The following is a 26,450-nucleotide window of genomic DNA, read 5'->3' as shown; positions in this document are numbered from 1 at the left end:
TGATGTAGTCGACAATGCGTTTGACGCCTCGCCGTGCCATCCTTTGATCATGCTGAACAACCCCGCCGCCGCACCGATTGATACACGCATCGAGTTCATCTGCGAACTCGCCGCGCGTTTGCACAGTTACGGTACGACCGCGCAACGATTGGAAAATGCGTTGATTGCGGTGGGACGCCAACTCGGAATCGAGTGTGAGCCTTGGTCGAATCCGACCGGCATCATTCTCTCTTTCCGGCCAATCGGCGGAAAAACCAAAGATCCCGAATCAACCCGGGTGATTCGTTTGGCTCTTGGCGAGAACGCACTCGGCAAGCTCGCTGAGACCGACCGGATTGCCGAAGAGGTGTTGAACGGCAACCTCGACATCGTCCAAGGGCACGCCCTATTGATGGCATTGGACGCCCCGGTGTCGCGCCGCACACGATGGACCCAAGTGATGGGTTTCGGTTTGGCCGCCTTCGGCGTGGCCTGTTTGTTCAGGCTGCCCTGGTTGGATATCGCAACCGCAGCGGTGGCAGGGTTGTCGATCGGTGCGATGTTCAATGTGGTCGATCTGAAGTGGGAAGGCCTGAAAGATTCGGAAGAAGTTATCGCTGCGGCCTTGGCGACGCTCATCACGGTCATGGTGGGGACATGGATCGCGCCGTTGAACTTCAACACCGTCATCATTGCGGCGGTGATCGTTTTGCTGCCGGGGATGGGTATTACCAATGCGGTCAATGAACTGACCAGCCAACATCTGGTTTCGGGCACCGCCCGTCTGGCGGGGTCGTTGACGGTCGTCTTGAAGCTGGCGATCGGCACCATGATCATCACGACAGTGACCGGATTGTTGGGAATGCATGCTCAAGTGCGGATGGATCGCTCACAGCCGCTTTGGGTTGAAGCGGTGGGCATTCTCACCGCGGCATTTTCATTTGCGATTTTGTTCCGCGCCCATACGCGCGACTATGCGTTGGTGATGATGTCGGCGAGCACGGGCTATCTCGTCTCGCGCTTGGTCGCGATGTCGCTGGGCAACGTGGCCGGTGTGTTCTTCGCCGCTTTGTGCATGACGATGCTGGGCAACTGCTACGCACGCGTCTTCAAACGCCCGGGTGCGCTGGTGCGTTTGCCGGGGATCATCATGTTGGTGCCCGGCAGCATCAGTTTTCGCGGCGTGATCAATCTGCTGCAGCAGCAAAGCGCCGATGCGGGAAAAATCGCCGCAGTGGATTTGCTGAACATTCTGCTTGCCCTGATTGCCGGCATCTTGCTCGGCAATCTGGTCGTCAGTGCGCGCAGGAGCTTATGAAAGGCCGGCGAGAAAATCGCGCTTGTTGCGCTCGCCCTGTGCGATCGGCGATTGCGGCACAAGGCGGTCGAACAGCGCCTCGCGGCTGAGGTTTTCCGGCTCGGCAGCGGCGCGGTGGCGATATTCAAAGGTGCCGGCTTCCAATCCCCGTCCTGAGACGACGATCCGGTGCGGCACACCGATCAGTTCCATGTCGGCGAACATCGCCCCGGGGCGCAAACCGCGGTCGTCCAACGCTGCATCCACACCGGCCTCGAGCAGCGACGCGTGCAGCGCTTCCGCCGCGGCCGTGATGCTCTCGTCGTTTTTCGGATTGATGACGCAAACAACCGCCTGCCAAGGCGCCATCGGTTCCGGCCAAATGATGCCGGCCTCGTCGTGCCCTTGTTCGATGGCGGCAGCCACGATGCGGGAAATCCCGATGCCGTAGCAGCCCATGTCGGGATGGACGGCTTTGCCTTGGGCGTCAAGCACGGTGCAACCCATGGCTTCCGAATACTTGTTGCCCAAGGCGAACACGTGTCCGACTTCGATGCCGCGCGCAATATGCAAGCGGCCTTGCCCGTCCGGAGACAGGTCGCCTTCCACAACATTGCGGATGTCGGCCACCTCTGCGTCGGGCAAGTCACGTCCCCAATTGACGCCGGCGATATGCTGACCTTCCACATTGGCGCCCACGACAAAATCATTCAGGCAGTCCACCGCGCAATCCGCAATCACCCGAATCGGCTTCACCGTGTTCAAGGGACCGAGGAAGCCCGGTGAGGCGCCGAGGTATTCACGGATTTCCGCTTCCGTGGCAAGGCGGTAGTCGGCCAAACCGGGTTGCTTCGCCAATTTGATTTCATTGACCATGTGGTCACCGCGCACCAGAGCCAGCACGAACTGCGGTGTCTCACCGGTGGTCATGATCGCAATCGATTTGGCGGTGCGCTGCAAGGGGATGCCCATCAAGGCGGCAACTTCTTCGCAGGTCTTTTGCGTGGGGGTATCGATGTGTCGCAAGGCTTCGCCGGCCGCGCCGCGCGCATGCGGCGCAATCGCTTCGGCCAATTCTGTATTCGCGGCGTAGTCCGAGCCATCCGAGAACGCGATGGCGTCTTCGCCCGAATCGGCAAGCACTTGGAACTCGTGGGATGCCGAGCCACCGATGGCGCCGGTGTCGGCGGCCACCGCACGGAACTTCAAGCCCAGGCGATTGAAGATGCGGACATAGGTGTCGTACATGTTGCGGTATTCGTCATTCAATGACGCCGCATCAAGGTGGAAGGAGTAGGCGTCCTTCATGATGAATTCGCGGGCGCGCATGACGCCGAAGCGCGGGCGGATTTCGTCGCGGAATTTCGTTTGGATCTGATAGAGATTGACCGGCAATTGCTTGTAGCTGCCGAGTTCGTTGCGCGCGAAATCCGTCACCGCTTCTTCCGCGGTCGGGCTATAGCAATACTCGGCTTCTTTCCGGTCTTTGATTTTTAGCAGCTGGCCGCCGAACTTCTCCCAACGACCGGTTTCGTCCCACAACTCCCGCGGCTGGATGGTCGGCATCGACATCTCGACGGCTCCCGCCGCGTTCATTTCCTCGCGCACGACGCGTTCAACTTTGCGCAACACGCGAAGTCCCAACGGACTCCAGGTGTAAAGACCGGCGGCGAGCTTGCGGATCATGCCCGCGCGCAGCATCAGTTTGTGGCTGGCGAGCTCGGCCTCGGCGGGGGTCTCTTTTTCAGTGCGAAGGTGGAACTTGGACAGGCGCATCGAGCGGTTTCTTGTGCGTGAAACCGCTTATTCTGCCATGGTCATGCCGGGCGGCATCAGCCGGCGGCGCAGTTGTTCTGCTTCATGAAGTTTTCGGTGTTGCCGATTTCGCGAGCCCGTTGGACCTCGTTCAAGGCAGCTTCGGGCTTGCCGTCGCCATTGCTGTCCATCATGACCTGCCGGCTGCGGTCGTTCAGCGCTTTCAGGTTGTTCCGCGCGGTGGTGCAGAGCGGGTTCTCGCCACTATTACTGGGTTTGGCGGCCGTCACGGCTGCGGCCGGTACCGCGGCGGGCGCTGCCACAGCGGACGGGGCGATGGTGCGCCGTTCGAACTTGCCCGATTTCGGCGGGGTGCTGCTGTAGTGGACGGCACCAGACTTGTCGCGCCACTTGTAGATCTCCTGTTGCGCCGACAGGTCGCCGGCCCAGAACGTGGCCAAGGCGCAGAAAAGGTAAATCGGGCGAATACGTGGCATAGAGGCGCTCCTGAATCGGGAATATTTCAGCAGAACGGGCGTGACCGCAGTATAAAAGCGCCGATACACTGTCCGCATGTCTGAATTCGAACCCGCCAAGCGCCGTCGCGCCGTCTATCTGTTGCCCAACCTGTTCACCACCGGTGGCATGTTTTGCGGCTTCTACGCCATCATCGCCGCCTCACAGCACAAGTTCGAACACGCTTGCGTGGCCATTTTCATCGCGGCCATTCTCGACGGCCTGGATGGCCGCGTGGCGCGACTGACCAATACCCAAAGCGAGTTCGGTGTGCAGTACGACTCGTTGGCCGACCTCGTTAGTTTCGGTATGGCGCCTGCCTTGCTGATTTACCACTGGTCGTTGATCAGCATGCAGTTGGATGGCAAAAGCTTCGGCAAGTTGGGCTGGTCAATCGCCTTTTTGTACGCCGCGTGTGCCGCACTCCGGTTGGCGCGCTTCAACAGTCAAGTCGGCGTTGTCGACAAACGCTGGTTCATCGGCTTGGCAAGTCCTGCGGCCGCCGCAGTAATCAGTAGCTTCGTTTGGGTCTGCTATGACGCAGGTTGGCCGGGCGAAAACATCCGGTATGTGGCATTGGTGCTCACCGCGCTGGTGGGTTTGCTGATGGTCAGTAACGTCCGTTACACGAGTTTCAAAGGCAGCGGCAAAGGCCCGCAGGCCGACCGCGTACCCGTTTACATGCCGGTGCTATTGATCTTGGCCATCATCGCGTTGGTGATCAATCAGCCGAACACCTTGTTGTTTGTCTTCGGGTTGTATTCGTTGTCGGGGCCGATGAATTGGTTGTTGAAGAAGGTCGGAATCAGTAAGTAATGACGCGCTGGAGTCAGACGCAGCGGCAGTACCTGGAGGCGATGGGGTATGCCGTGGTTGAGGTGGTGGGGAACAGGGCTGTGCCTGATATTGCGCCCTCTGAGGTGACGAAAGAATCGCCTCGGGAAAAGACTCAAGATGCGCCTCATCCGGCGCTGCGCGCCACCTTCTCCATCAAAGATGGAGAAGGGAAAGCTGTCCTTCTCCACAACGTGGAGAAGGTGCCCCCAGAGGGGGCGGATGAGGCGCTCTTCACCCCCAAACTCCGCCAATCCCTCTCCCGCGCTGCTAACATGCCCTTCGACACTCTCGCGCAACGCGTTTATCTGCCACCCGACCTCGGCACCAATCCGCATGCCAAGCGCGCGTTCTGGCATGTCCTGAAAGGCTTGCGCAGCTGGTGAGTGCGGCACGTCTGCCGTTCGATGCCGGATTGCGCCCGATGCGCGAAGCGGATCTGGATGGCGTCATGCGCGTGGAGAACCGGGGCTATCCGCATCCTTGGTCGCGCGGCACGATGCGCGATTGCTTGCACGCCGGTTATTCGGCATGGGTGATGGAGCAAGACGGCGAGCTCGTCGCGCACGCCGTCCTGAGTTTCGGGCCGGGTGAAGTGCACTTGCTCAACCTGTGTGTGGATCCGCAGGTGCAATCCAAGGGTTTGGGTCGCCAATTGCTGCGCGCGATGATGCGCATGGCGAAACTTCGCAATGTCGAGCAAATGTTGCTTGAGGTGCGACCGTCAAATACTGCGGCAGTCGCCTTGTATAACTCGGAAGGATTTAACGAAATCGGGCGGCGGCCGCGCTATTACCCGGCGGCCGATGGCGCCCGTGAGGACGCCATCGTGATGGCCATCGAGCTGTCAATTACTTCGCTTTAAGTCTCAGCCCAAGCGCGTCCGTTGTGCGGTCAGCGCCTCGAATTGTGCATTCCATTCGGCCAGCCGGGTGCGTTCTTGTTCGACCACGGCCGCGGGCGCGTTGGCAACAAAGGTTTCGCTGCTGAGCTTGGCTTCTGATTTGGCCCGCTCGATCGACACCTTCTTCAGCTCTTTTTCCAATCGCACGCGTTCGGCGTCCAGATTGACGAGACCTTCGAGGGGCACAAAGACATTCAAATCGCCCACGCGCGCCGCTGCGGATGCCGGGGGTTCCGATTGGATGACGTCGATCGATTCCAAGCGGGTCAGAAAACGCAGTTGGGCATCGAACCGCTGCAAGCGCGCCATCGTTTCGGCGCCGCCGTCGCGCGCGAGCAGCTTCACTTGCTTCGAAGGCGGTACACCCAGCTCGCTTCGGATGCGGCGGATCGCAACGACCATTTGCTTCAGCCATTCGATGTCTTGGCTGGCCTGTGCGTAGCCCGCGGCATCGATGTCAGCCGCTTGCGGGTACGGCTGCGTCATGATCGTCTCGCCGGCAATGCCAAGACGCGGCGCTACGGCCTGCCACAGTTCCTCGGTGACGAAGGGAATAACCGGATGTAGCAAACGCAGCACGGCCTCAATCACATAAAGCAGCGTGTGGCGTGTGCTGTTCGCGGCGGCTTCATCGTTGCCAGACAAGGCGGGTTTGGCCAATTCGAGGAACCAGTCGCAGAGCTCGTTCCAAGCGAATTCGTGCAGGGTTTGCGCCAGCAGGTCGAATCGGTAGTTGGCGAAATGTTCGGCGGCTTCGGCGCTGGTTTTTGCCAGTTGGGCGAGGATCCATTTTTCTGGGTCGGTGATGGGCCAGGTGGAGAGCGCCTCATCCGCCCCCTTCGGAGGCCCCTTCTCCACTGCGTGGAGAAGGGGAGCGGCATTGCCTTCCGTGTTCATCAACACAAACTTCGTCGCGTTCCAAAGCTTGTTGCAGAAGTTCTTGTAGCCTTCCGCGCGCGCCATGTCGAACTTGATGTCGCGGCCTTGACCTGCCAATGCCGTCATCGTGAAGCGCAATGCGTCGGCGCCGTAGGCGGCGATGCCATCGGGGAATTCTTTGCGCGTCGCTTTTTCGATCTTCGGTGCGTCGGTCGGCTTCATCAAACCGGTCGTGCGCTTGCCCACCAAGGCATCGGCACTGATGCCGTCGATGATGTCGAGCGGATCGATGATGTTGCCTTTCGACTTCGACATCTTCTGGCCGTCTTTGTCGCGCACCAGACCGGTGATGTAGACATCGCGGAACGGCACTTGGCCGGTCAGCGCGTCGGTCATCATGATCATGCGCGCCACCCAGAAGAAGATGATGTCGAAACCGGTGACCAACACCGACGTCGGCAGGAACTCCTCAAATCCCCGATCTGCTTGCAGTTCGGTTTTCGGCCAACCCATGGTGCTGAACGGGAACATGGCCGAAGAGAACCACGTTTCCAACACGTCCGGATCCTGACGCAGCTGCGGTCCTTTGCCCGGCGTCAAACCTGCTTGCGCGTAGGCCTCCGCCTCGGTGCGCGCAACGTAAACATTGCCGGCGTCATCAAACCAAGCGGGAATGCGATGGCCCCACCAAAGTTGGCGCGAGATGGTCCAGTCTTGGATGTTCTCCATCCAGTGGCGGTAGGTGTTGATCCAATTCGCCGGCACAAATTTCACCTGACCGGATTCGACCAGTTCCATGCCGCGACGTCCCAGATCATCCATCTTCACGAACCACTGGTCGGTCAGATAGGGTTCGATCACTTGTCCGCTGCGATCACCGAAGGGTTGCATGATCGGTTTCGAATCGACTACCGGCTGGCCGTCCGCATCGGTGACCGCCAAGCCTTCGGATGTGACGGTATCAATAACGCGTTTGCGTGCTTCGTAGCGATCGAGGCCGCGCAATTCGTCGGGCACCAAATTCACTTGCGACACGTCGCCAACGTCATCGCCGCGCGCCGCACGGATCGCAATCGCCGAACTCTCTGCGTAGGACAAGCCGTCCGCGCGCATGCGGGCATCGTCGTCCATCAATGCATACATGGGAATGCCGTGACGCTTGGCGACTTGGTAATCGTTGAAGTCGTGCGCACCGGTGATCTTTACCGCGCCTGAGCCGAAGGCCGGGTCGGGATATTCGTCGGCGATGATCGGAATCAGACGGCGATGCGCCTTCGGTCCCACTGGGATCTCACACAGCTTGCCGACGATCGGCGCATAGCGCGCGTCGTTCGGATGGACAGCCACGGCACCGTCACCCAACATGGTTTCCGGTCGCGTGGTGGCGATCGAGATGTAATCGCGCGTTTCCCGCAAGGTGACGTTGCCCTCCGCGTCACGTTCGATGTATTCGTAGGTTTCGCCACCGGCCAAGGGATATTTGAAATGCCACATGTGGCCCGGCACTTCGCGATTTTCGACTTCCAAATCGGAAATGGCCGTCTTCAAGACCGGGTCCCAGTTCACCAGGCGCTTGCCGCGATAGATCAAACCCTTCTCATGCAGACGCACAAAGGCTTCGGCCACGGCATCCACCGCCATCGGATCCATGGTAAAGGTGGTGCGGGTCCAATCGCCGCTGGCGCCCAAACGGCGCATCTGGCGCTCAATGGTGTCGCCTGATTGACCCTTCCACTCCCACACTTTTTCGATGAATTTTTCGCGGCCCAGGGAATCGCGGGTTTCGCCTTTGCCTTCACTCGCAAGATTGCGGCTCACCACCATTTCTGTCGCGATGCCGGCATGGTCGGTGCCGAGTTGCCACAAAGTGCGATAGCCGCGCATCCGGTGATAGCGGATCAATGCATCTTGCAATGTGTGCTGGAACGCATGACCCATGTGCAGCGTGCCGGTGACATTCGGGGGCGGCAACAAGATCGTGTAAGCAGGACCGTTGCCTTGCGGGGCGAACCAGCCGCCCGCCTCCCATCGCTGATAGATGGGGGTTTCGATGGATGCGGGATCGTAGCTTTGGGCCAGGGTTTTCATGAAAACTCGAATTACATGTCGTGGGAATTGAGGGTGTAGCCGCGCGCCTTGTATTCCTTCCATCGCGCGCGCAGAGGTGCGCGCATGTCGGGATCTGCCGGCACGACTTCCAACACGCGATCGAACGGGCCCGAGGCACAGGCATCACGCAGGTTGATGACCAGCGAACGCGGCGGGGGCGCCATCTCGGGTGTGGCGATCAAAACCGGAATCTCTTCGTCTTCGTCAGTCATTTCCGCATCAAAGATTTGGTGCGGCAGGAATGCGTCGGGGTCGAAGGACCAGAGCAAGTCGTCCAAGGCCTCGGCTTGTTGCACATCGCGCGCCAGAATCAGCACGGGCAAATCGGCGTCGACCGCTTTGCGGACCAATTCGCAAACCAACAGCAAAGGTTGCTCACGAAAACGCGGCTTGTCGATCAGGTAGAAGTCCGCGCGTGACATGCCTCAGTGCTTGCCGGATTCGTTCAAGAGCCATTGGCTCAGCATGCCGACCGGACGGCCGGTGGCCATCCCCAGCTTGCCTTCGCCGTTCGATACGCCAGCGATATCCAAATGCGCCCAGCGCTGACCTTCGGTGAAACGCGACAAGAAGCAACCGGCCGTGATCGCGCCGGCCCAGCGGCCGCCGATGTTGTAGATATCGGCGAAGGCGGAATCCAACGAACCTTGGTACTCATCCCACAACGGCAATTGCCAGCCGCGATCGAAGGTCGCTTCACCGGCGTCGATGATTTCACGCACCAAGTCGTCGTCCTTCTTGGTCATCAGGCCGGTCGCGAACTTGCCGAGTGCCACCACCATGGCGCCGGTCAACGTCGCCACATCGATCAGGGCTTTCGGTTCGAAACGCGTTGCGTAAGTGAGCGCATCACACAAAATCAAACGACCTTCGGCGTCGGTGTTGCCGACTTCGATGGTCTTGCCCGACATTGAAGTCAAAACATCAGAGGGACGATAAGCATTGCCATCCGGCATGTTTTCGACTGCCGCGACCACCGTGATGACGTTGATCGGCAATTGCATGCCGACCGCGGAGACGAAGGTGCCGAGCACGGTGGCGGCACCACACATGTCGTACTTCATTTCTTCGATGCCGCCTTGCGTCTTCAAATTGATGCCGCCGGTATCGAAAGTGATGCCTTTGCCGACCATCACATAAGGTTTGGCCTCACCGCCACCCTGCCATTTCAGGACAATCAACTTGGGGCGGTTGCGCGAACCGCGCGCAACGGCGAGCAAAGAGCCCATGCCGAGCGCTTCCATCTGCGCATCATCCAATACCTCACAACTGACGCCGTCGATCTTGTCGGCGTAGCTTTGCGCTTGTTCGGCCAAATAGGACGGGTTGCAAATGTTCGGCGGCAAGTTGCCGAGCTCACGCGTGAACGCCACGCCGCCGGCGATCGCGATGCCGCGGCTCAGTGCGACGCGGTCGTCGCCTTGCACCACGAATTTCTCAAGGCCGGACTCCTTGCGCTTCTTGTTGCCGGCGCCGAGCGTTGCCAGGTAGCGATAGCAAGCATGATCGGCGGCGATGATCGCTTGTTGGATTGCCCAAGCACTGTCGCGGCCCTTCGGCGCAGTTTCGCTCAGGGTGAACAGCGCCGATTTGATCGCGCCGTTGCGCAAAGCACGCGCCGCGTCGCCGACCGCTTTCAAGTATTGCGGGGTGCCATAGTTGTCGACATCGCCAAGGCCGACCACCAGCACGCGGGAGGCTTTGATGCCGGCCAAGTCGAACAATAGCGCGGTGCTGCCGGTCGCGCCCTTGAGGTCGCCGCGCTCAGCCAGCGCGGAAAGCTTGCCGCCCGAGGCGGCGTCCACAGCCTTGCCGCTCGCGGTGAACGACTTGTCGGAGAATATCCCCAGGATCAGACAATCGACGTCTGTTTCGGTGGCGGGGAGGGTGTTCAAGTCAAATTCAAGCGCCATCAGCAAGATTCCATGTTCGATTTCGTACAATTGCGCGAACGCAGGGACGCAGGCCACAGAAGGCCCGACGGGTCTGCCAGTTTAATTCATACGGGCCCCGTTCCCTCATGCTGAAGCTCGACCGCTACATCGCCAGCGAATTCCTGCAGTCGATTTTCGCTGCGCTCATCATCCTGACCATGGTGATGGTGGGTGGTGCGTTCATGGATGTCTTGAAGGACGTGACCAAAGGCACCATGCCGGCCGGAATGATGCTGGCGCAGCTGGGCCTGGTGATGCTGACTTGGCTGCCGCTCATTCTTCCGCTCGCGCTCATGCTCGGCATCTTGCTCGGGATGAGTCGTTTGTATCGGGATGCCGAAATGCCGGTCTTGGCGTCCATCGGGGTGGGACCCAAGCGTTTGCTGCGTCCGTTGATGATGGTGGTGCTGCCGTGCGTCGCGGTCGTCGCCTTGTGTGCGCTATGGCTGGGGCCTTGGGCCGAACGCTACTCGCGCGGCATGATTCAGGAAGCCAATCGCAACTTGCTGATCACCGGGCTCGAACCCGGTAAATTCGTTGCCATGCCCGGCAACGATGGCGTGGTGTATGTCGCCGGCATGTCGAACGGCGGTAGCGAATTCGATCACGTCTTCATTTATCGTGAGAAGAATGACCGCATCCACGTCACCACGGCGCCCAAGGGCACTTTGAAGGTTGAAGGTCCGAATTCGCGATTCTTGAGTCTCAAAGACGGGTTTGAAGTGGAAGGGCCGCTCGACAACACCCAGTTGAACTACCGCCTGTTGCAATACGAAACCAATGACGTGCGCATGCCGGATCGCGATGACGGCAAAGCCGATGCCGATCTGCGCCGCAAGCCGACCATGGAGTTGCTGAAAATTCCGGGCAAGGAATCCAATGCGCAAGTCCATTGGCGCTTGGCACCCGCATTTTTGGCGCTGGCGTTGGCGCTGCTCGCCGTGCCGCTGGCGCGGAGCCCGCCAAGACAGCAGCGCTACGGCAGGATCGTGGTCGGTTTTCTCGGCTACTTCATCGCGACTGATTTGATGATTCTCGGCACCCAGTGGTTGAGCCGCGGCAAGCTGCCGATGGCCGCGGGTCTGTGGTGGCTCACGCTCCCCCTCTTGGGACTCGCCATCTGGATGTATATGCGCGACGGCAAACTCGGCAAGGTGCGCGCATGATGCCGTTCCCGAAAATCCACGACGTTTATATCGCGCGCGCGATTCTCGGTGCGGTGCTGCTCACTTGGCTGGTGTTGTTGGGCATGGATTTCATGGTCGGCGGCTTAGTCAAAGAAATGCAGCAGGTGGGGCAGGGCAAGTACACCGCTGCCGATGCCTTTGTTACCGTGCTCTACACCTTGCCGTCGCGCGCTTATTTGTTGTTCCCGACGGCTGCCGTCATCGGTTCGCTCATGGGGCTCGGACAACTTGCGGCAAGTTCGGAATTGACCGTGCTGCGCGCCGTGGGTTTGTCGCGCCGTCGCATCAGTGTGGCCGTGGCCGGCACCTTGCTGGTGTTCACCGCCTTGATGGTGGTGAACGGCGAAACGCTGGCGCCGTGGGGCAAGCTTGAGTCCGACAATTACAAAGCCTCGAAAAAATACGACAACCACGTGCTCGCCCGCCAACATGGTTTGTGGGCCTTGGAAGGCAACACCGTCGTCAGTGCGACCGCAGGCGAAACACGCATGGAAGGTGGTCGCCGTTGGTTGGAGCTCACCAACATGCGCTTGTACGAGTTCGAGTCCAACGGCCGCTTGATGTCCATCACCTATGCCGCACGCGCGCAGCACGAGAACGATATGTGGCAGATGCAGGACACCGTCCGCATTGATTTCGGCCAAGACAAAGTGACGCGTACGACCGCGCCGTTGCGGAGTTGGAAATCCACCTTGGACGAAGCGGCGTTGGCTAGCAGCATCGTGCGGGCCGACGCGCTCACCGCGCGTGATTTGTCGAAGAATATTGACTATCGCAAGCGCAACAATCTGGAGACCTCGGAGTTTGAGGACACCTATTGGTCGCGCTGGTTCTATCCGCTGAATGTCTTGGCCTTGTGCCTGGCGGCCATTCCGTTCGCCTTCGGGACACTGCGCAGCGGCGGATTCGGCAAGCGCTTGTTCCTCGGCATCGTATTTGCCCTGGGCTTCTGGATGCTGCAAACGCAATCGGTGAAGCTCGCCAGCGTGTTCAAGGTCGACTTCCGCTTGGCCTACTTGGTGCCGTTGGTGCTGATGCTCTTTATCTCGTGGATATTGTTCAACCGCAAGCCGGCGAGTTGATCAAGCGCCGCGTGCGCCGTCCCTTGCCGGGTCTCGTATCAAACGGGTGCCACTGATTCGATCGTGCCAAGTCAATTTGTCGCGATCGAACAATGCCCACCAGAAGCCGGCGCCTGCGCACAACAACGACACGCTACCGACCAGATAGCGCAGCCACAAATGGCGCAACGACGCGCGGCCGCCATCGGCAGCATCCACGTACAAGTGCCATGGCTTCATGCCGATGGTTTGTCCGCCGCGCCGCCAACTGGCCGTGGCATAAAGGCCGGTGAGGGCGTAAAGGCACGCAAACTCCACCAATCCGAGCCAGCCACCGCGAATACTGTCACCGTGAAGTGCCGTGAAAGTCACGGCGACGACGAACCACAACGCCAGCGCCGGGAAAAAATCATAGACGAGCGCGAGCACGCGCCAGCCCAGGCGGGGGTCGATCGGTGTGAGGGTGTGTGTGCGATCTTGCATGCGCAAGAGAATACCGGACAGGTCATTGTTTAAGCTAAGGACATGAAATCCAACCGTGCCGCCGAACTCCGCGCGCTGACCTTGAGCTTGCCGCCGCCGAACGCTTCGGACCTTGCGAGCATCGAGCAGTTCTTGGATGTCATTTGGGCGGAGAACGGACTGGCGCGCGCCACATTGGCGAGCTATCGGCGTGATTTGGAAGGAGCGGCACGCTGGCTGGCATCGAATTCGCAAGCCTTGGTCGTCGCGCAGCGCGCGCAGCTCAATGAACTGCTCGCCTGGCGGTCGCAAGCGAAATATTCGGCACGCAGCACGACGCGTCTGATTTCCACACTGCGTGCGTTCTTTGCCTGGCAAGTTCGCAGCGGCCGGCGCGCCGACGATCCGGCGGCGCTCTTGGAAACGCCCAAGTTGCCGCGCAGCTTGCCAAAAGCGCTGGGCGAAGGACAAATCGAGATGCTCCTCAATGCGCCGGACGTTGACACGGCGGAAGGCTTGCGTGACAAGGCCATGCTCGAGCTGATGTATGCCAGTGGCCTGCGCGTGAGTGAACTGGTCAACATCGATGCTATTGGCATCAATTTGCGTCAGGGCGTTGTACGGGTGACGGGCAAAGGCAACAAGGAACGTCTGGTCCCCATTGGCGCCGAGGCCCAGCACTGGTTGGAGCGCTACCTCGCTGAAAGTCGGCCCAAATTGCTGGGCAAGCGACAGGTCCGCGCCCTCTTCGTGGATAAGAACGCCGAACCCCCTTCGCGCCAAGCCTTTTGGGGCAGCGTGAAGAAATATGCCGCGGTTGCCGGGCTGGCACCCGAGCGGATCAGTCCGCACGGCTTGCGTCACAGTTTCGCCACCCATTTGCTCAATCACGGCGCCGATTTGCGGGCGCTGCAAATGCTCCTCGGACACAGCGCCTTGTCCACCACGCAGATTTACACGCTGGTCGCGCGCGAGCATTTGAAACGGTTGCATGCGCGCCATCACCCACGGGGCTGAAAGCGGCCGCTCAGGCAAGCCGTGAGACAATGGGGAATCCCGGTACGGAAGTTCGTTTGATGCGCAGTTTGCTGACCCTCTTCGCCCTCGCCACCTTGTCACTCGGCGCGTGTGCCAAACCTGCCGTCGCAGATGCCGAGCAAACCGCCGCGCCCGCCAATCAAGCGCCGCTGTCAGCCGAATTGAAGCCCGCCGCGCCCGCTGCCGGCACACCGGATGCCCGGGCGGTGGCGGCGATCAAAAAAATCAATTCGCAATTGGAAGTGGATCGCGTGGGACCCGCGCCGTTCCCGGGCTATCGCGAGGTGATTGTTGCCGGAACGACGGCGTACGTATCCGACGACGGCAAGTATCTGATGCAAGGGTCGGTCTTTGACATGACGCAGAAGAAGGACTTGAGCGAGCGCAGCATGGACAGCTTCCGCAAGGAACTGCTGGCCACGGCGCCGAAGTCGGAACGCATTGTATTTGCTCCCGCCAATCCCAAATACACGGTCAGTGTGTTCACAGACTACGAATGTGGCTATTGCCGCAAGCTTCACAGCGAGATCGCGGCCTACAACAAGGCCGGGATCGCGGTCGAATATTTGGCGTTCCCGCGCATGGGCATGGCGTCGGAAGACGCCGAAGTCATGGCCAACATTTGGTGTGCACCGAATCGCAACAAAGCACTCACCGATGCGAAGAGCGGCAAGTTGCCGGCAAAAATCCGCTGCACTTCGCCGGTCGCCAAACATTATTCGATGGGGCAGCGCGCCGGTTTGAAGGGCACGCCGATGATCATTGCCGCAAACGGCCAAGCCGCACCGGGCTACCTGAGTCCGAGTGATCTGTTGCAATGGTTGGAGTCTGTCTCGAAGTAAGTCGCAAACGGGTACAATTAGAGGCCCGATTCCGCAAGGGTTTTTGCCCACATGATCGTGCTCGAGGGCCAGTCGGCCCTGTCGCCGTTCCGGCTTGAGAGACTGCAGGCGCGCCTGCAAACCATCCATCCCGACGTCCGTATCCTGGGCGCTTGGCACACGTATTGGGTACTGCGAAAGGATGCGGCCGACGTGTCGCTCCCGGTTCTCGAGCGCATCCTGCAGGCGAAGCCCGAAGCTGAGCCGGCCGCGGCCGATGCCACGTCCTTGTTTGTCACCTCACGTGTCGGCACGATTTCGCCTTGGTCGAGCAAGGCCACCGAACTGCTTCACGGCGCAAATCTCGCGGTGCAACGTGTCGAACGCGGCACCCGTCTGGATCTGTTGAATTGGCCGTCGGATGCGGCGACCCAACAGGCACTGCAAAACGTGCTGCACGACCCCATGACCCAATCCGTGCATGCCAGCGCGGAAGCGGCGATGCGCCTGTTTGAGGTGCCCGAACGCCAGGCCCTGGAGGTTGTTCCCGTAGCAACCATCGAGGCCGCGAATGCGCGCCTTGGTCTGGCGTTGGCGGACGATGAAATCGTCTATTTGAAAGACCGCTTTCAAGCGCTAGGCCGCGATCCGCACGACGTCGAATTGATGATGTTTGCGCAAGCGAATTCCGAGCATTGCCGCCACAAGATTTTCAACGCGACTTGGTCGATCGACGGTCGTGAACAGCCGCAATCGCTGTTCCGCATGATCAAGAACACGCATGCGAAAACGCCTGAGTACACCTTGTCGGCCTACAGCGACAATGCGGCGGTTGTCGAGGGTTACGGAACGCGCAACTTGCGCATCGACGGTGCCAGCGGCGTCTATCACCTGACCGAAATGCAGCCGTCGGCGTTCGCCATCAAGGTGGAAACGCATAACCACCCGACCGCCATTTCACCCTTTGCCGGTGCGGCGACCGGTGCCGGCGGCGAGATTCGCGATGAAGGCGCCACCGGTCGTGGCGGCAAACCCAAGGGCGGCTTGGCCGGATTCTCGGTGTCGCACTTGCGCGTGCCCGGCTTGAAACGCGAATGGGAAGGGGAGCGCGCGTTGAATCCGCGCATGGCCTCTGCATTCGAAATCATGCTCGACGGCCCGATCGGCGCCGCCGCTTTCAATAACGAATTCGGCCGGCCCAATTTGACCGGCTACTTCCGCGCCTTCGAAGTCGTCGAAAAGCCCGGCCTGATCCGCGCCTACGACAAGCCGATCATGCTGGCCGGTGGACTCGGCAGCATTGATCGTGCTTTGGTCGAGAAGCGCCGTCTGTCCCCCGGTGACGCCGTGATCGTGTTGGGCGGGCCGGCCATGTTGATTGGACTTGGCGGCGGTGCGGCCAGTTCGGTCACCTCCGGTGAAAGCAACGAGGCGCTGGACTTCGCGTCGGTGCAGCGCGACAACGCCGAAATGGAGCGTCGCGCGCAAGAAGTGATCGATGCCTGCGTCGCCTTGGGCGCGCGCAATCCGATTCGTTCGGTGCATGACGTCGGTGCCGGCGGATTGTCGAACGCCATCCCCGAGCTGCTGCATGACTCGGGTGTCGGCGGCGTGATCGATCTTGATCATGTCCCGAGTGACGATCCGTCGCTGTCACCCATGCAGTTGTGGTGCAACGAATCACAAGAGCGCTATGTGCTGGGTATTCCAGCCGATCGTGTGGCCGAGTTCGCCGCCATTTGCCATCGCGAGCGTTGTCCGTTCGGCGTCGTGGGTCATGCGACGCAGGAGGAGCGGTTGGTGGTGGGGTATGGGGCTCGGGTTGAGAGCACCTCATCTGGACAGAGCGCCTCATCCGCCCTGCGGGCACCTTCTCCACGGAGTGGAGAAGGGGGTACTGAGTGGGCGATTGACTTGCCGATGGATGTGTTGTTCGGCAAGGCGCCGAAGATGCATCGGGATACGCAATGGCCGGCGGAAACCGCTTGGGCGGTATTGGATACCGGCAAGCTCGACCTGCGCGAAACCGCACTGCGCGTGTTGTCGCATCCGACGGTTGCGTCCAAATCTTTCTTGATCACGATTGGTGATCGCACGGTGGGCGGCCTCACGGCACGTGATCAGATGGTCGGTCCGTGGCAGATGCCGGTTGCCGATTGCGCGATCACTTTTGCCGGCTACGAAGGCAACGCCGGTGAAGTGATGGCGATCGGCGAACGCACGCCGTTGGCGCTGATCAATTCGGCGGCAGCCGCGCGGATGGCGGTCGGTGAAGCGATTACGAATTTGTGTGCCGCACCGGTGTCGGCCTTGAATCGCGTGAAGCTGTCGGCGAACTGGATGGCGGCAGCCGGTCACCCGGGCGAAGACGCACTCCTGTATGACGCCGTGCAAGCTATCGGCATGGCATTGTGCCCCGACCTCGACCTCAGCATTCCCGTCGGCAAGGATTCCTTGTCGATGCAAGCGCAGTGGAGCGATGCGTCGGGGACGCACAATGTGGTCTCACCCGTGTCGCTGATCGTCACCGCGTTCGCGCCGGTCGAGGATGTCCATGCGCAACTCACGCCGTTGCTTGCGAAAGAACCCGAGACCGAACTGTGGTTGATCGGCCTCGGCGCTGGCCAGCGCCGTTTGGGCGGTTCGATTCTTGCCCAAGTGTATGAAGGCTTCGGTGGCTCCGGCACCGAAGATCGCGTTCCCGACGTTGATGACCCTTCGTTGTTGCGCGGTTTCTTCGAATTGATGAATGAAGCGCGTGCGAACAACTTGGTGCTCGCCTATCACGACCGTTCGGATGGTGGTGCGTTCACCGCTTTGTGCGAAATGGCTTTCGCCTCTCATTGCGGCCTCGACATCGATCTCGACGCGTGGACTGACGGCAGCGATGAAGACATCTTCGAAGTCCTGTTCAACGAAGAGCTTGGCGCCATCGTCCAAATCCGCGCGGAAGATCGCGCCGCATTTGCCGACATGGTGGCGCGTCACGGGTTGATCGAATGCGCGCAACGCATTGCCAAGCCGAGCACGTCTGACGACATTCGCGTCGAAGCCGGTGGCAAGACGCTCGCGGAATGGACGTGGGAATCGCTGTTCGACGCTTGGTGGTCGGTGACCCATGCCATGCAAAAGTTGCGCGACAACCCGCAATCGGCCGACGAAGAATTCGACCTCAAGCGCGACTTCACCCGAAAGGGTCTGCGCCCCAAATTGACCTACGATTTGGGCGAAGACGTGGCCGCACCGATGTTGTCGTTGGGCGCGAAGCCGCGTGTTGCCATCTTGCGCGAGCAGGGCGTCAATGGTCATGTCGAAATGGCTTCGGCATTCATGCGTGCCGGCTTCGATGCCGTCGACGTGCACATGAGCGATTTGATAGCCGGGCGTCATGACCTCATCGACTTCAAAGCCATCGCCGCCTGTGGCGGTTTCAGCTATGGCGATGTCTTGGGTGCGGGTCGTGGTTGGGCCACGTCGATTCTCGAACGTCCGGCACTGCGCGACATGTTTGCGCAGTTCTTCGATCGTGATGACACGCTGAGCCTGGGTGCTTGCAATGGCTGCCAAATGCTCTCGCAACTGAAAGACATCATCCCGGGTGCGACGCATTGGCCGGTGCTCTTGCGCAATAAGAGCGAACAGTACGAAGCGCGCTTGGCCCAGGTCGTGATCGAAGCGTCGCAGTCGAAATTCTTTGACGGCATGTCCGGATCGCAACTGCCCATCATCGTGGCGCATGGCGAAGGGCGCATGGCCTTTGCGGATGACACCGCGATGAACTCGGTGGGTGTGGCGCTGCGCTTTGTGGACGGCAATGGCGACGTGGCCACCTTGTTCCCGGAAAATCCGAACGGTTCTCCGGGTGGTATGGCCGGTGTCACCAGCGACGATGGACGTGCCACCATTTTGATGCCGCATCCGGAACGTACGCTGCGCGCCGCCAACTTCTCTTGGTATCCGCCTGAGTGGAAGGACCGTTCGCCTTGGATGCGTATGTTCCAAAACGCACGCAAGGCACTGGCCTGATATGAGTGAACTGCCCATCGTCCTACTGCATGTCGGCACGGACGATGGCGCCTTGGATGCGTGCCTCGGTGCGCTCGACCGGGCGACGCCGGCGGGCACACGGGTTTGGTTGATCGACGATGCGCAGTCCGGCCCGCGCGGCCAATCGGTGATTGAACATTGGCTGGAACGCACGCCCTTGCTCGCCGAGTACACGCGCCGCAATCAGCCGGTGGGTGAAAGTCGGCACATTCACGAAGCGCTGAAGATTTGCGGTGAGTCCGATGTCGTCGTGCTGCCCTCCGATGCCATTCCCTTTGATGGTTGGTTGCAAGCGCTCAAGGATTGCTTCGATCGCGATGCCGCTGTCGCAACCGCCACCCCCTGGAGCAACATCGGGGAGACGGCCTCGTGGCCGCGCGTTGATGATCTGAATCCCTTGCCGGAAAATCCGGAACGTCTCGCGCGCGCGGTGGCAGCGATGCCAGCGCTGCATCCGGAACTTCCGTCGGCCTGCGCGCACACCGTCTTGATTCGTGGCAAAGCCTATGCCCGTGCCGGTGGTGTGGATGAGGCAAGTTTTGCCACATGGCCGGCCGCGTTGTCGGACTTGTCGCTGCGTTTGTCCGGATTGGGCTGGCGCAATGCCCTGTGCGAAACCGCCTTCGTGGCGCGTATCCATGAGCCCGTCGTCGATAGCGACGATCAGGATGCTTTGATCGCGCGATGGCCGGCATGGCATGCGCGCGTCGTCCAGTTCCTGATGGATGATCCGTTGAAGGACACACGCCGGATGGTGCTGCAAAAACTCCTCAATGTGGATGCGCAAGGTCCGCAATCGGATTTGTTCGTATGACGTCGACAGGCATCGCGGCCATCGTCGTCAGTTACCGGAGCGCCGAAACCATTGAGGCCTGTCTTGAGGCTCTGAAAGCCGCAAGCGGGGTTGAAGAAATACGGGTGGTCGATAACGGCTCGGATGACGGCACTATGGATGTGGTGCAGAGTCTGTCGGCACGCGATGCCCGTATCCGCTTCATTGCGAACCCCGACAATCCGGGCTTTGCCACGGCCTGCAATCAAGGTGCGCAAGCGAGTGCGTCGCCGTGGCTCGCATTCGTCAATCCGGATCTGATGGTTGAAAGAGATTCCCTGTTGCGTTTGGCGGAAGCGGCGGCACGCAACGACGCACTGATGGGCGCGGTGCTCGTCGATGAGGCAGGTGTTGAAGATCCCGCATCTCGCCGTCGCGCCCCGGATTTTGCCGCCATGCTGCGCGATGCCTCCGCACGCCGCCTTTCCGTGTTGCCAAATGCCGAGCAATATCAGCGCGTCGAGGCGATATCCGGGGCACTGATGGTGATATCGCGTCGCGTGTTCGACGAAGTGGAGGGTTTTGATGCCGGCTACCGACTCCACGCTGAGGATTTAGACCTGTGTCGCCGGGTAGGTGAGGCAGGTCATGCGGTTTGTATCGACAACGCCGTGCGTGTTCTCCATCTGCGCGGTGTCTCTTCGAAATCCCGACCGGTCTTTGTCGAATGGCACAAACATCGCGGATTGTGGCGCTACTATCGCAAGTTCGACGCGCCGGCACAGGGACGCTTGACCCGGTACGCCGTGTTCGCAATGATTTGGACGCGCTTTGTGTTCTCCGCCATGGGGAAAGCAGTCACGCGTTGAGCTACGGCCAAGGGGAGCCCGCATGCAATTTGAAGACGTTTGCGCAGACTGTGGTGTACGCCCGGTGTTGGAAGTACAAAAATACTGTCACGGTTGCGGCCAAGCGACGCAGGCCACACGTATTGATTGGACCTTTCTTCGTGAGGAAATTCAACACGGTCTGCTTGAGATTGACCGCGGCCTCTTGTTCACACTAAAGCACCTGTTCGTCCGGCCCGGCCATTTTCTGCGCGAATACCTCGCCGGTCGACGCTTGGGACACGTCAAGCCATTGCCCCTCTTATTGTTGACGGCCGCCGTTGCCCTGTTGCTGGGGAAATACTTGATGGGCGGTGAATTGGTGGGAGAAGGGTTCAACGAAGAGGTTTCCGCCGGATTGGCCCGTGGCGACGTTGCGCACTCGGCCGCCGCAGGCGTCCTCAAAGCCAAGTTTGCACAGGCGCAACTTTGGGCCAATCAAAACCTCACTTTCGTCACACTCGTCATGCTGCCGATCGAGGCAGCGGCGATGCGCGTGGCGTTCTTGCGATCGGCAAAACTCAACTATCCAGAGTGGTTGGTGGTGACAACCTATCTGACCATTCAAACATTTGTCATTTGGTCGTTGGTCATCGTTCTTCAGCAGTGGATGCCGGCTGCACGTGCCGCGCTGCTGCCGATTTGTATTGGCATCAATGTGTTCACTGTGGCGCAAATGTTCAACACGCAAGCCAAGTGGAAATCCGTCTTGCGCGCTTTATTCGGCTTTTTGCTTTTTCAGATTGCGTTGACATTGATCATGTTCTGCGGTGCACTAGCGACGACGTTTTGGGTGTTGTCCAACACCTGATCCAGCGCGCAAGTCAGCGATGACGGTTGATCTCATCGCGCAAGCTGCGCGCGGCCTGCGCAGCCGCTTCCGCGAAATCCGCACCCATCGAGGCATACAAGATGCCGCGAGAAGAATTGATCATCAAGCCGGTGCCGTCGGCGGTTTTACCGTTCAATACGGTGGCTTCGACGTCGCCACCTTGTGCGCCAATGCCCGGAATCAACAGGGGCATATCGCCGACCAACGCGCGAATCACTTCGAGTTCTTTCGGGAAGGTCGCACCGACTACCAGGGCGCAATTTCCCGCACTGTTCCAGTCGTTGGCAACGGTGCGTGCCACATGTGTGTACAAGGGCGCACCATCAATCAGCAGCTCTTGGAAATCGCGCGCACCGGCATTCGAGGTGTGACACAGGAAGACACAGCCTTTGTCATTGCGCGCCAAGAACGGATCGGCCGAATCGCGACCCATGTAAGGATTCAAGGTCACCGCATCGGCGCCGAAGCGATCGAATGCCTCCACCGCATACTGCTCCGCGGTCGAACCGATATCGCCGCGTTTGGCATCCAACACCACCGGGATGTCGGGATGGTTGGCATTGATGTGCGCGATCAAACGTTGCAATGCCACTTCGCCACCATTGTGGGCGGCGAAGTAGGCAATTTGCGGCTTGAACGCGCAGGCGTACTCAGCCGTGGCGTCTACAATGGCCGCACAAAAATTGAACAGCGCATCATCGTCGGAAACAAACGCATCGGGAAACTTGGCCGGATCCGGATCCAAGCCGACGCACAACAGTGTGTCGGCCGCTTGCCAACGGTGACGAAGTTTTTCGATGAATTCCGACATCGCGCCGCCGCTTACTTCAATGCCTTGAAGCGCAAACGCTTCGGACCGGCATCGTCACCCATGCGGCGTTTCTTGTCTTCTTCGTACTCGCGATAGTTGCCTTGGAAAAATTCGACGTGCGAATCGCCTTCGAAGGCCAGAATATGCGTCGCGATACGATCGAGGAACCAGCGATCATGGGAAATCACGAAGGCATTGCCGGGGAATTCGAGCAAGGCATCTTCCAGCGCACGCAAGGTTTCGATGTCGAGATCGTTGGACGGTTCGTCGAGCAGCAACACGTTGCCGCCTTGCAACAAAGTCTTGGCCATGTGCAGACGACCGCGCTCACCGCCCGACAAGGAACCGACCAATTTCTGCTGATCTTGACCCTTGAAGTTGAAGCGGCCGATGTAAGCGCGTGACTGGATCTCGATGCCATTGATATTGAGGATGTCGAGTCCGCCCGAAATTTCCTGGAAGACGTTGTGGTTGCCTTCCAACTTGTCGCGGCTTTGGTCCACATAGGCCAGATTGACCGTCGGACCCATGTCAATGCTGCCGGAATCCGGCTTTTCCTGACCGGTAATCATGCGGAACAAAGTCGACTTACCGGCGCCGTTGGGGCCGATGATGCCGACAATTGCGCCTTGCGGTACCACGAAGGAAAGGTCGTCGATCAACAAACGATCGCCGAACTTTTTCGAGACATTCTTGAATTCCATGACCTTCTGGCCGAGTCGTTCGCCCGGCGGAATGAAGATTTCATTGGTTTCGTTGCGCTTTTGGTAGTCGACCGATTGCAACTCTTCCATGCGAGCCAAACGCGCCTTGCCCTTCGAGCGGCCGCCTTTGGCATTTTGGCGCGACCATTCCAATTCTTTCTGGATGGCTTTTTGACGCGCCTTTTCTTGGTTTTCTTCCTGCTTCAGACGTTCGTCTTTTTGCACGAGCCAGTCGGTGTAATTGCCCTTCCACGGAATCCCGCGGCCGCGATCGAGTTCCAAAATCCATTCGGCGGCGTTGTCGAGGAAGTAGCGATCGTGGGTCACCGCCACCACGGTGCCGGTATAGCGCGCGAGGAATTGTTCCAGCCATTCCACCGATTCGGCGTCCAAGTGGTTGGTAGGTTCGTCGAGCAACAACATGTCGGGTTTTTGCAGCAGCAAACGGCAAAGCGCCACGCGACGCTTTTCACCGCCGGACAAGTTGCCGATCTTGGCATCCCACGGCGGCAGGCGCAGGGCATCGGCCGCCACTTCCAATTGGTTTTCCAAGGTGTGCGCATCGCCTGCGGCAAGGATCGCCTCAAGGCGTTCTTGCTCTTTAGCCAAGGCGTCGAAATCCGCGCCGTCTTCGGCATAGGCGGCGTACACCTCATCAAGCTTGGCTTGCGCTTGCAGCACTTCACCCACGCCTTCTTCCACCGCCTCACGCACGGTTTGTTCGGGGTCCAACTGCGGTTCTTGGGGCAGATAGCCGACTTTGGTGCCGGGCTGCGGGCGCGCTTCACCGGTGAAATCGGTATCGACGCCGGCCATGATCTTCAGCACCGTCGATTTGCCCGCACCATTCAAGCCCAGCAAGCCGATTTTGGCGCCCGGGAAGAACGACAATGAGATGTTCTTGATGATCTCGCGCTTGGGCGGAACGACTTTGGACACGCCGTTCATGGTGTAAATGTATTGCGACATTGCGACTCCGGGCCGAAAACTGGCCTCCGCGGCTTTGCGGACGGCACAAAAGGGGATACACAATTATAACGGTGCGGATCGGTCGGCCTGCGGCGTTTTACGAAATGTGAACGGATTCCGAGGGTTCAGGACGAATCCAAGTCTTGTTCAGTTTCAGAAACGCATATTGGTCTCGTGCAAAACGCACCTCTCAGGAGTGTTTAGATGAAAACTTTGAAACTTGCCGCAATTGCCTTGGCCGCATCGGCGTATATCGCAGCGCCGGCGATGGCGAAGGACAATGATCATGGTCACAAGTACAAGAACAAGAACACCCGCGTGGTCGTGATCGACCGCGACCGTGACCACCGCTACTACGGTGAACGCCAGGACGGCCGTCGCTATAGCCGTGACCGGAATGGCCGCGTGATCGTGATCCGCGATGACGACCGCAACCGTCGTTACCACGGCAACGGTCATTGGGACAATGGGCGTCGCGGTGCCCCGTCTTGGGCACGTGGCCGTGACTACCGCAGCTACGGCTATGACCGCGTGGTCTATGTCCGCGACAACGACTACGACCGCTATCGCCTGTACCAACCGCGTCAAGGCTATCGCTGGGTGCGTGACGACATGGGCCACTACATGCTGGTGTCGATCGTTTCCGGCGTGATTGCAGACATCCTGACCCGCGGTCTGTAAGCCTCGGCAATGGTGTGAATCTCGAACGAGATTGGAGTGGGAAGCGCGCCCTGGTGGCGCGCTTTCTTTTTGTCCGGATTATTTCCCCGCATACGCCACCGTTTCAATGACATGGCTCGGGTCGCACCCCTACAATGGGGATTGATTCGACACCCTCTTCCCCCAAACGGAGCTGCCATGTTTTCGCGTGATGTGACGATTGCCAAGTTCGACCCCGACCTCGCCCGCGCCATCGCCGGTGAAAACCAGCGTCAGGAGGATCACGTCGAGCTGATCGCATCGGAAAACTACACCAGCCCCGCGGTGATGGAAGCGCAGGGCAGTCAGCTCACCAACAAGTACGCGGAAGGCTATCCGGGCAAGCGCTACTACGGCGGCTGTGAATTCGTCGACGTCGCCGAACAACTGGCGATCGATCGTCTCAAGGAACTTTACGATTGCGATTACGCGAACGTGCAACCTCACTCCGGTTCGCAAGCCAATCAAGCGGTGTACTTCGCACTGCTGAGCCCCGGCGACACCATCCTCGGCATGAGCTTGGCGCACGGCGGACACCTCACCCACGGCGCCAGCGTCAATATCAGCGGCAAGCTGTTCAACGCGGTGCAATACGGCGTCAACGACCAAGGCCTGATCGACTACGACGAGGTCGAGCGTTTGGCGGTCGAACACAAACCGAAAATGTTGGTGGGCGGATTCTCGGCCTATTCGCAAGTGGTGGATTGGAAGCGCATGCGTGACATCGCCGACAAAGTCGGTGCGATTTTCTTCGTCGATATGGCGCACGTGGCGGGCTTGATCGCCGCCGGTGTCTATCCGAGCCCGGTGCCGCACGCCCATGTCGTCACTTCCACCACGCATAAGACCCTGCGCGGTCCGCGTGGCGGCATCATCATCGCCAAAAACCCGTCCGAAGAGATCGCCAAAAAGCTGCAATCGATTGTATTTCCGGGCATCCAAGGCGGTCCGTTGATGCACGTCATTGCCGCCAAGGCTGTGGCGTTCAAGGAAGCCCTCGATCCGGCTTTCAAGGCTTACCAAACCCAAGTGGTGAAGAACGCCCAAGCCATGGCGAAGGTGATCATTTCGCGCGGCTACAAAATCGTGTCCGGCGGCACGGAAAACCATTTGATGTTGGTGGACATGATCGGTAAAGACGTGAGCGGCAAAGAGGCTGAAGAAGCACTCGGTCGCGCGCATATCACCGTCAACAAGAATTCGGTGCCGAATGATCCGCGCAAGCCCTTTGTCACTTCGGGTCTGCGTTTGGGCACGCCGGCCGTCACCACGCGCGGCTATCTGGAGCCCGATTGCATTGCGTTGGCCAACTGGATCTGCGATGTGCTCGACAACCCGAAAGATGAGAACGTCATCAACGGAGTGCGTGAAAACGTCGAGAAGCAGTGCAAACAATTCCCGGTCTACGGCTGATTCGTGCACTGCCCGTTTTGCCAGCACACCGATAGCCGCGTCATCGATTCGCGTGTCAGCGACGATGGCGCGACGATCCGTCGGCGTCGCGAGTGCGAAGCCTGCGGCGAAAGATTTTCAACGCTGGAAACCGTGGAACTGAAGTTGCCGGTGATCATCAAGACCGATGGCCGCCGTGAACACTTCGACGCCCGCAAACTGCGCTTGAGTTTTGACCGGGCACTGCACAAGCGCCCGGTGTCGGAAGAGCAAATCGAGGCCGCTGTGCGCGGCGTGGTGCACGACTTGCGAATGACCGCCGAACGCGAGTTGCCCTCGCGTCGGGTCGGTGAGTTCGTGATGGCGCAGATGCGCAAGCTCGACCAGGTCGCTTTCGTGCGCTTTGCCTCTGTGTATCGCAAGTTTGAAGACGCTGCGGACTTCCGCGAGGAGCTCGACCGGCTCGAACGCGAATTGCCCGGCGAAGGCCAGCTGCAGCTGCTGGAAATCAAGGACGCGGGTCGAAAGAACCGTTGAGTCGGCGGGCGCGGGCGGCTGTCC

The 26,450-nt window shown here is 59.7% G+C and carries 23 protein-coding genes; 15 read left to right on the top strand and 8 right to left on the bottom strand.

Features of this window, described 5'->3' with window-relative positions; translation table 11 throughout:
- Positions 1 to 49 precede the first annotated feature (49 nt).
- Complete coding sequence (locus H8L67_RS09035) at positions 50 to 1,297, top strand: threonine/serine exporter family protein (protein WP_220379499.1); 1,248 nt, start codon at positions 50 to 52, stop codon at positions 1,295 to 1,297.
- On the opposite strand, the gene H8L67_RS09030 is transcribed toward H8L67_RS09035, so the two are convergent.
- On the bottom strand, positions 1,292 to 3,052 hold the full coding sequence (locus tag H8L67_RS09030; protein ID WP_220379498.1) for a proline--tRNA ligase: 1,761 nt from the start codon (positions 3,050 to 3,052) through the stop codon (positions 1,292 to 1,294). The genes H8L67_RS09035 and H8L67_RS09030 overlap by 6 nt on opposite strands.
- A 56-nt stretch (positions 3,053 to 3,108) precedes the next feature.
- On the bottom strand, positions 3,109 to 3,528 hold the full coding sequence (locus tag H8L67_RS09025; RefSeq protein ID WP_220379497.1) for a DUF4124 domain-containing protein: 420 nt from the start codon (positions 3,526 to 3,528) through the stop codon (positions 3,109 to 3,111).
- 76 nt (positions 3,529 to 3,604) lie between these two features.
- Between H8L67_RS09025 and pssA the strand changes: the two genes are divergently transcribed.
- From pssA to rimI, 3 genes are read left to right on the top strand one after another with little or no spacing between them, the layout of a single operon-like run.
- Positions 3,605 to 4,363, top strand: a complete 759-nt coding sequence (gene pssA / locus H8L67_RS09020; protein ID WP_220379496.1) for a CDP-diacylglycerol--serine O-phosphatidyltransferase — start codon at positions 3,605 to 3,607, stop codon at positions 4,361 to 4,363.
- Entirely contained in the window at positions 4,363 to 4,767 is a 405-nt protein-coding gene (locus H8L67_RS09015; RefSeq protein WP_220379495.1) for a hypothetical protein, read from the top strand. Before pssA ends, H8L67_RS09015 begins: the two co-directional genes overlap by 1 nt.
- Positions 4,764 to 5,246, top strand: coding sequence for a ribosomal protein S18-alanine N-acetyltransferase (gene rimI, locus H8L67_RS09010; protein ID WP_434063399.1), 483 nt, complete (start codon positions 4,764 to 4,766; stop codon positions 5,244 to 5,246). The genes H8L67_RS09015 and rimI overlap by 4 nt, the downstream gene beginning before the upstream one ends.
- Positions 5,247 to 5,249: 3 nt before the next feature.
- Here the strand turns inward: rimI and H8L67_RS09005 are convergent, their stop codons facing one another.
- From H8L67_RS09005 to H8L67_RS08995, 3 genes are read right to left on the bottom strand one after another with little or no spacing between them, the layout of a single operon-like run.
- Positions 5,250 to 8,252 (bottom strand): valine--tRNA ligase, encoded by a 3,003-nt coding sequence (locus H8L67_RS09005; protein ID WP_220379494.1) that lies wholly within the window; start codon positions 8,250 to 8,252, stop codon positions 5,250 to 5,252.
- Between the two features lie 11 nt (positions 8,253 to 8,263).
- The gene (locus H8L67_RS09000) at positions 8,264 to 8,695 is read right to left on the bottom strand and encodes a DNA polymerase III subunit chi (protein ID WP_220379493.1); all 432 of its coding nucleotides are present in this window, start codon (positions 8,693 to 8,695) and stop codon (positions 8,264 to 8,266) included.
- A gap of 3 nt (positions 8,696 to 8,698) precedes the next feature.
- Complete coding sequence (locus H8L67_RS08995; RefSeq protein ID WP_220379492.1) at positions 8,699 to 10,186, bottom strand: leucyl aminopeptidase; 1,488 nt, start codon at positions 10,184 to 10,186, stop codon at positions 8,699 to 8,701.
- 107 nt (positions 10,187 to 10,293) lie between these two features.
- On the opposite strand from H8L67_RS08995, the gene lptF reads away from it, so the two are divergent.
- Both lptF and lptG read left to right on the top strand, forming a co-directional pair.
- A complete protein-coding gene (gene lptF / locus H8L67_RS08990) occupies positions 10,294 to 11,373 on the top strand; it encodes an LPS export ABC transporter permease LptF (RefSeq protein WP_220379491.1) in 1,080 nt (359 codons plus the stop codon).
- Positions 11,370 to 12,476, top strand: a complete 1,107-nt coding sequence (gene lptG, locus H8L67_RS08985; RefSeq protein WP_220379490.1) for an LPS export ABC transporter permease LptG — start codon at positions 11,370 to 11,372, stop codon at positions 12,474 to 12,476. The genes lptF and lptG overlap by 4 nt, the downstream gene beginning before the upstream one ends.
- On the opposite strand, the gene H8L67_RS08980 is transcribed toward lptG, so the two are convergent.
- Complete coding sequence (locus tag H8L67_RS08980) at positions 12,477 to 12,938, bottom strand: RDD family protein (RefSeq protein WP_220379489.1); 462 nt, start codon at positions 12,936 to 12,938, stop codon at positions 12,477 to 12,479.
- 42 nt (positions 12,939 to 12,980) lie between these two features.
- Here H8L67_RS08980 and xerD point away from each other — a divergent pair, with 42 nt between their 5' ends.
- From xerD to H8L67_RS08950, 6 genes are all read left to right on the top strand, one after another.
- A complete protein-coding gene (gene xerD, locus H8L67_RS08975; RefSeq protein ID WP_220379488.1) occupies positions 12,981 to 13,934 on the top strand; it encodes a site-specific tyrosine recombinase XerD in 954 nt (317 codons plus the stop codon).
- Positions 13,935 to 14,005: 71 nt separating this feature from the next.
- Positions 14,006 to 14,797, top strand: a complete 792-nt coding sequence (locus H8L67_RS08970; protein WP_220380803.1) for a DsbC family protein — start codon at positions 14,006 to 14,008, stop codon at positions 14,795 to 14,797.
- A gap of 51 nt (positions 14,798 to 14,848) precedes the next feature.
- Positions 14,849 to 18,802, top strand: a complete 3,954-nt coding sequence (gene purL / locus H8L67_RS08965) for a phosphoribosylformylglycinamidine synthase (protein WP_220379487.1) — start codon at positions 14,849 to 14,851, stop codon at positions 18,800 to 18,802.
- Between the two features lies 1 nt (position 18,803).
- On the top strand, positions 18,804 to 19,637 hold the full coding sequence (locus tag H8L67_RS08960; protein WP_220379486.1) for a glycosyltransferase family 2 protein: 834 nt from the start codon (positions 18,804 to 18,806) through the stop codon (positions 19,635 to 19,637).
- Positions 19,634 to 20,464: a glycosyltransferase family 2 protein gene (locus H8L67_RS08955; RefSeq protein ID WP_220379485.1), complete on the top strand. Its 831-nt coding sequence runs from the start codon at positions 19,634 to 19,636 to the stop codon at positions 20,462 to 20,464. Before H8L67_RS08960 ends, H8L67_RS08955 begins: the two co-directional genes overlap by 4 nt.
- 22 nt (positions 20,465 to 20,486) lie before the next feature.
- Positions 20,487 to 21,293: a DUF3667 domain-containing protein gene (locus H8L67_RS08950; protein ID WP_220379484.1), complete on the top strand. Its 807-nt coding sequence runs from the start codon at positions 20,487 to 20,489 to the stop codon at positions 21,291 to 21,293.
- Positions 21,294 to 21,306: 13 nt separating this feature from the next.
- Here H8L67_RS08950 and pyrF read toward each other — a convergent pair whose 3' ends face one another.
- The gene (pyrF, locus tag H8L67_RS08945; RefSeq protein WP_220379483.1) at positions 21,307 to 22,125 is read right to left on the bottom strand and encodes an orotidine-5'-phosphate decarboxylase; all 819 of its coding nucleotides are present in this window, start codon (positions 22,123 to 22,125) and stop codon (positions 21,307 to 21,309) included.
- Positions 22,126 to 22,136: 11 nt separating this feature from the next.
- The gene (ettA, locus tag H8L67_RS08940; RefSeq protein WP_220379482.1) at positions 22,137 to 23,798 is read right to left on the bottom strand and encodes an energy-dependent translational throttle protein EttA; all 1,662 of its coding nucleotides are present in this window, start codon (positions 23,796 to 23,798) and stop codon (positions 22,137 to 22,139) included.
- A 204-nt stretch (positions 23,799 to 24,002) separates the two neighbouring features.
- Between ettA and H8L67_RS08935 the strand changes: the two genes are divergently transcribed.
- The 3 genes from H8L67_RS08935 (at position 24,003) to nrdR (ending at position 26,426) form a co-directional block, all read left to right on the top strand.
- The gene (locus H8L67_RS08935; RefSeq protein WP_220379481.1) at positions 24,003 to 24,479 is read left to right on the top strand and encodes an RcnB family protein; all 477 of its coding nucleotides are present in this window, start codon (positions 24,003 to 24,005) and stop codon (positions 24,477 to 24,479) included.
- A 177-nt stretch (positions 24,480 to 24,656) separates the two neighbouring features.
- On the top strand, positions 24,657 to 25,910 hold the full coding sequence (glyA, locus tag H8L67_RS08930; protein ID WP_220379480.1) for a serine hydroxymethyltransferase: 1,254 nt from the start codon (positions 24,657 to 24,659) through the stop codon (positions 25,908 to 25,910).
- 3 nt (positions 25,911 to 25,913) lie between these two features.
- Positions 25,914 to 26,426: a transcriptional regulator NrdR gene (nrdR, locus tag H8L67_RS08925; protein ID WP_220379479.1), complete on the top strand. Its 513-nt coding sequence runs from the start codon at positions 25,914 to 25,916 to the stop codon at positions 26,424 to 26,426.
- Positions 26,427 to 26,450 lie beyond the last annotated feature (24 nt).

It is taken from the genome of Lysobacter soyae, from assembly GCF_019551435.1.
GTDB lineage: Bacteria > Pseudomonadota > Gammaproteobacteria > Xanthomonadales > Xanthomonadaceae > Solilutibacter > Solilutibacter soyae.
Note: the sequence above shows the minus strand (reverse complement) of the source record. Positions and strands in the feature narration are given on the sequence as shown.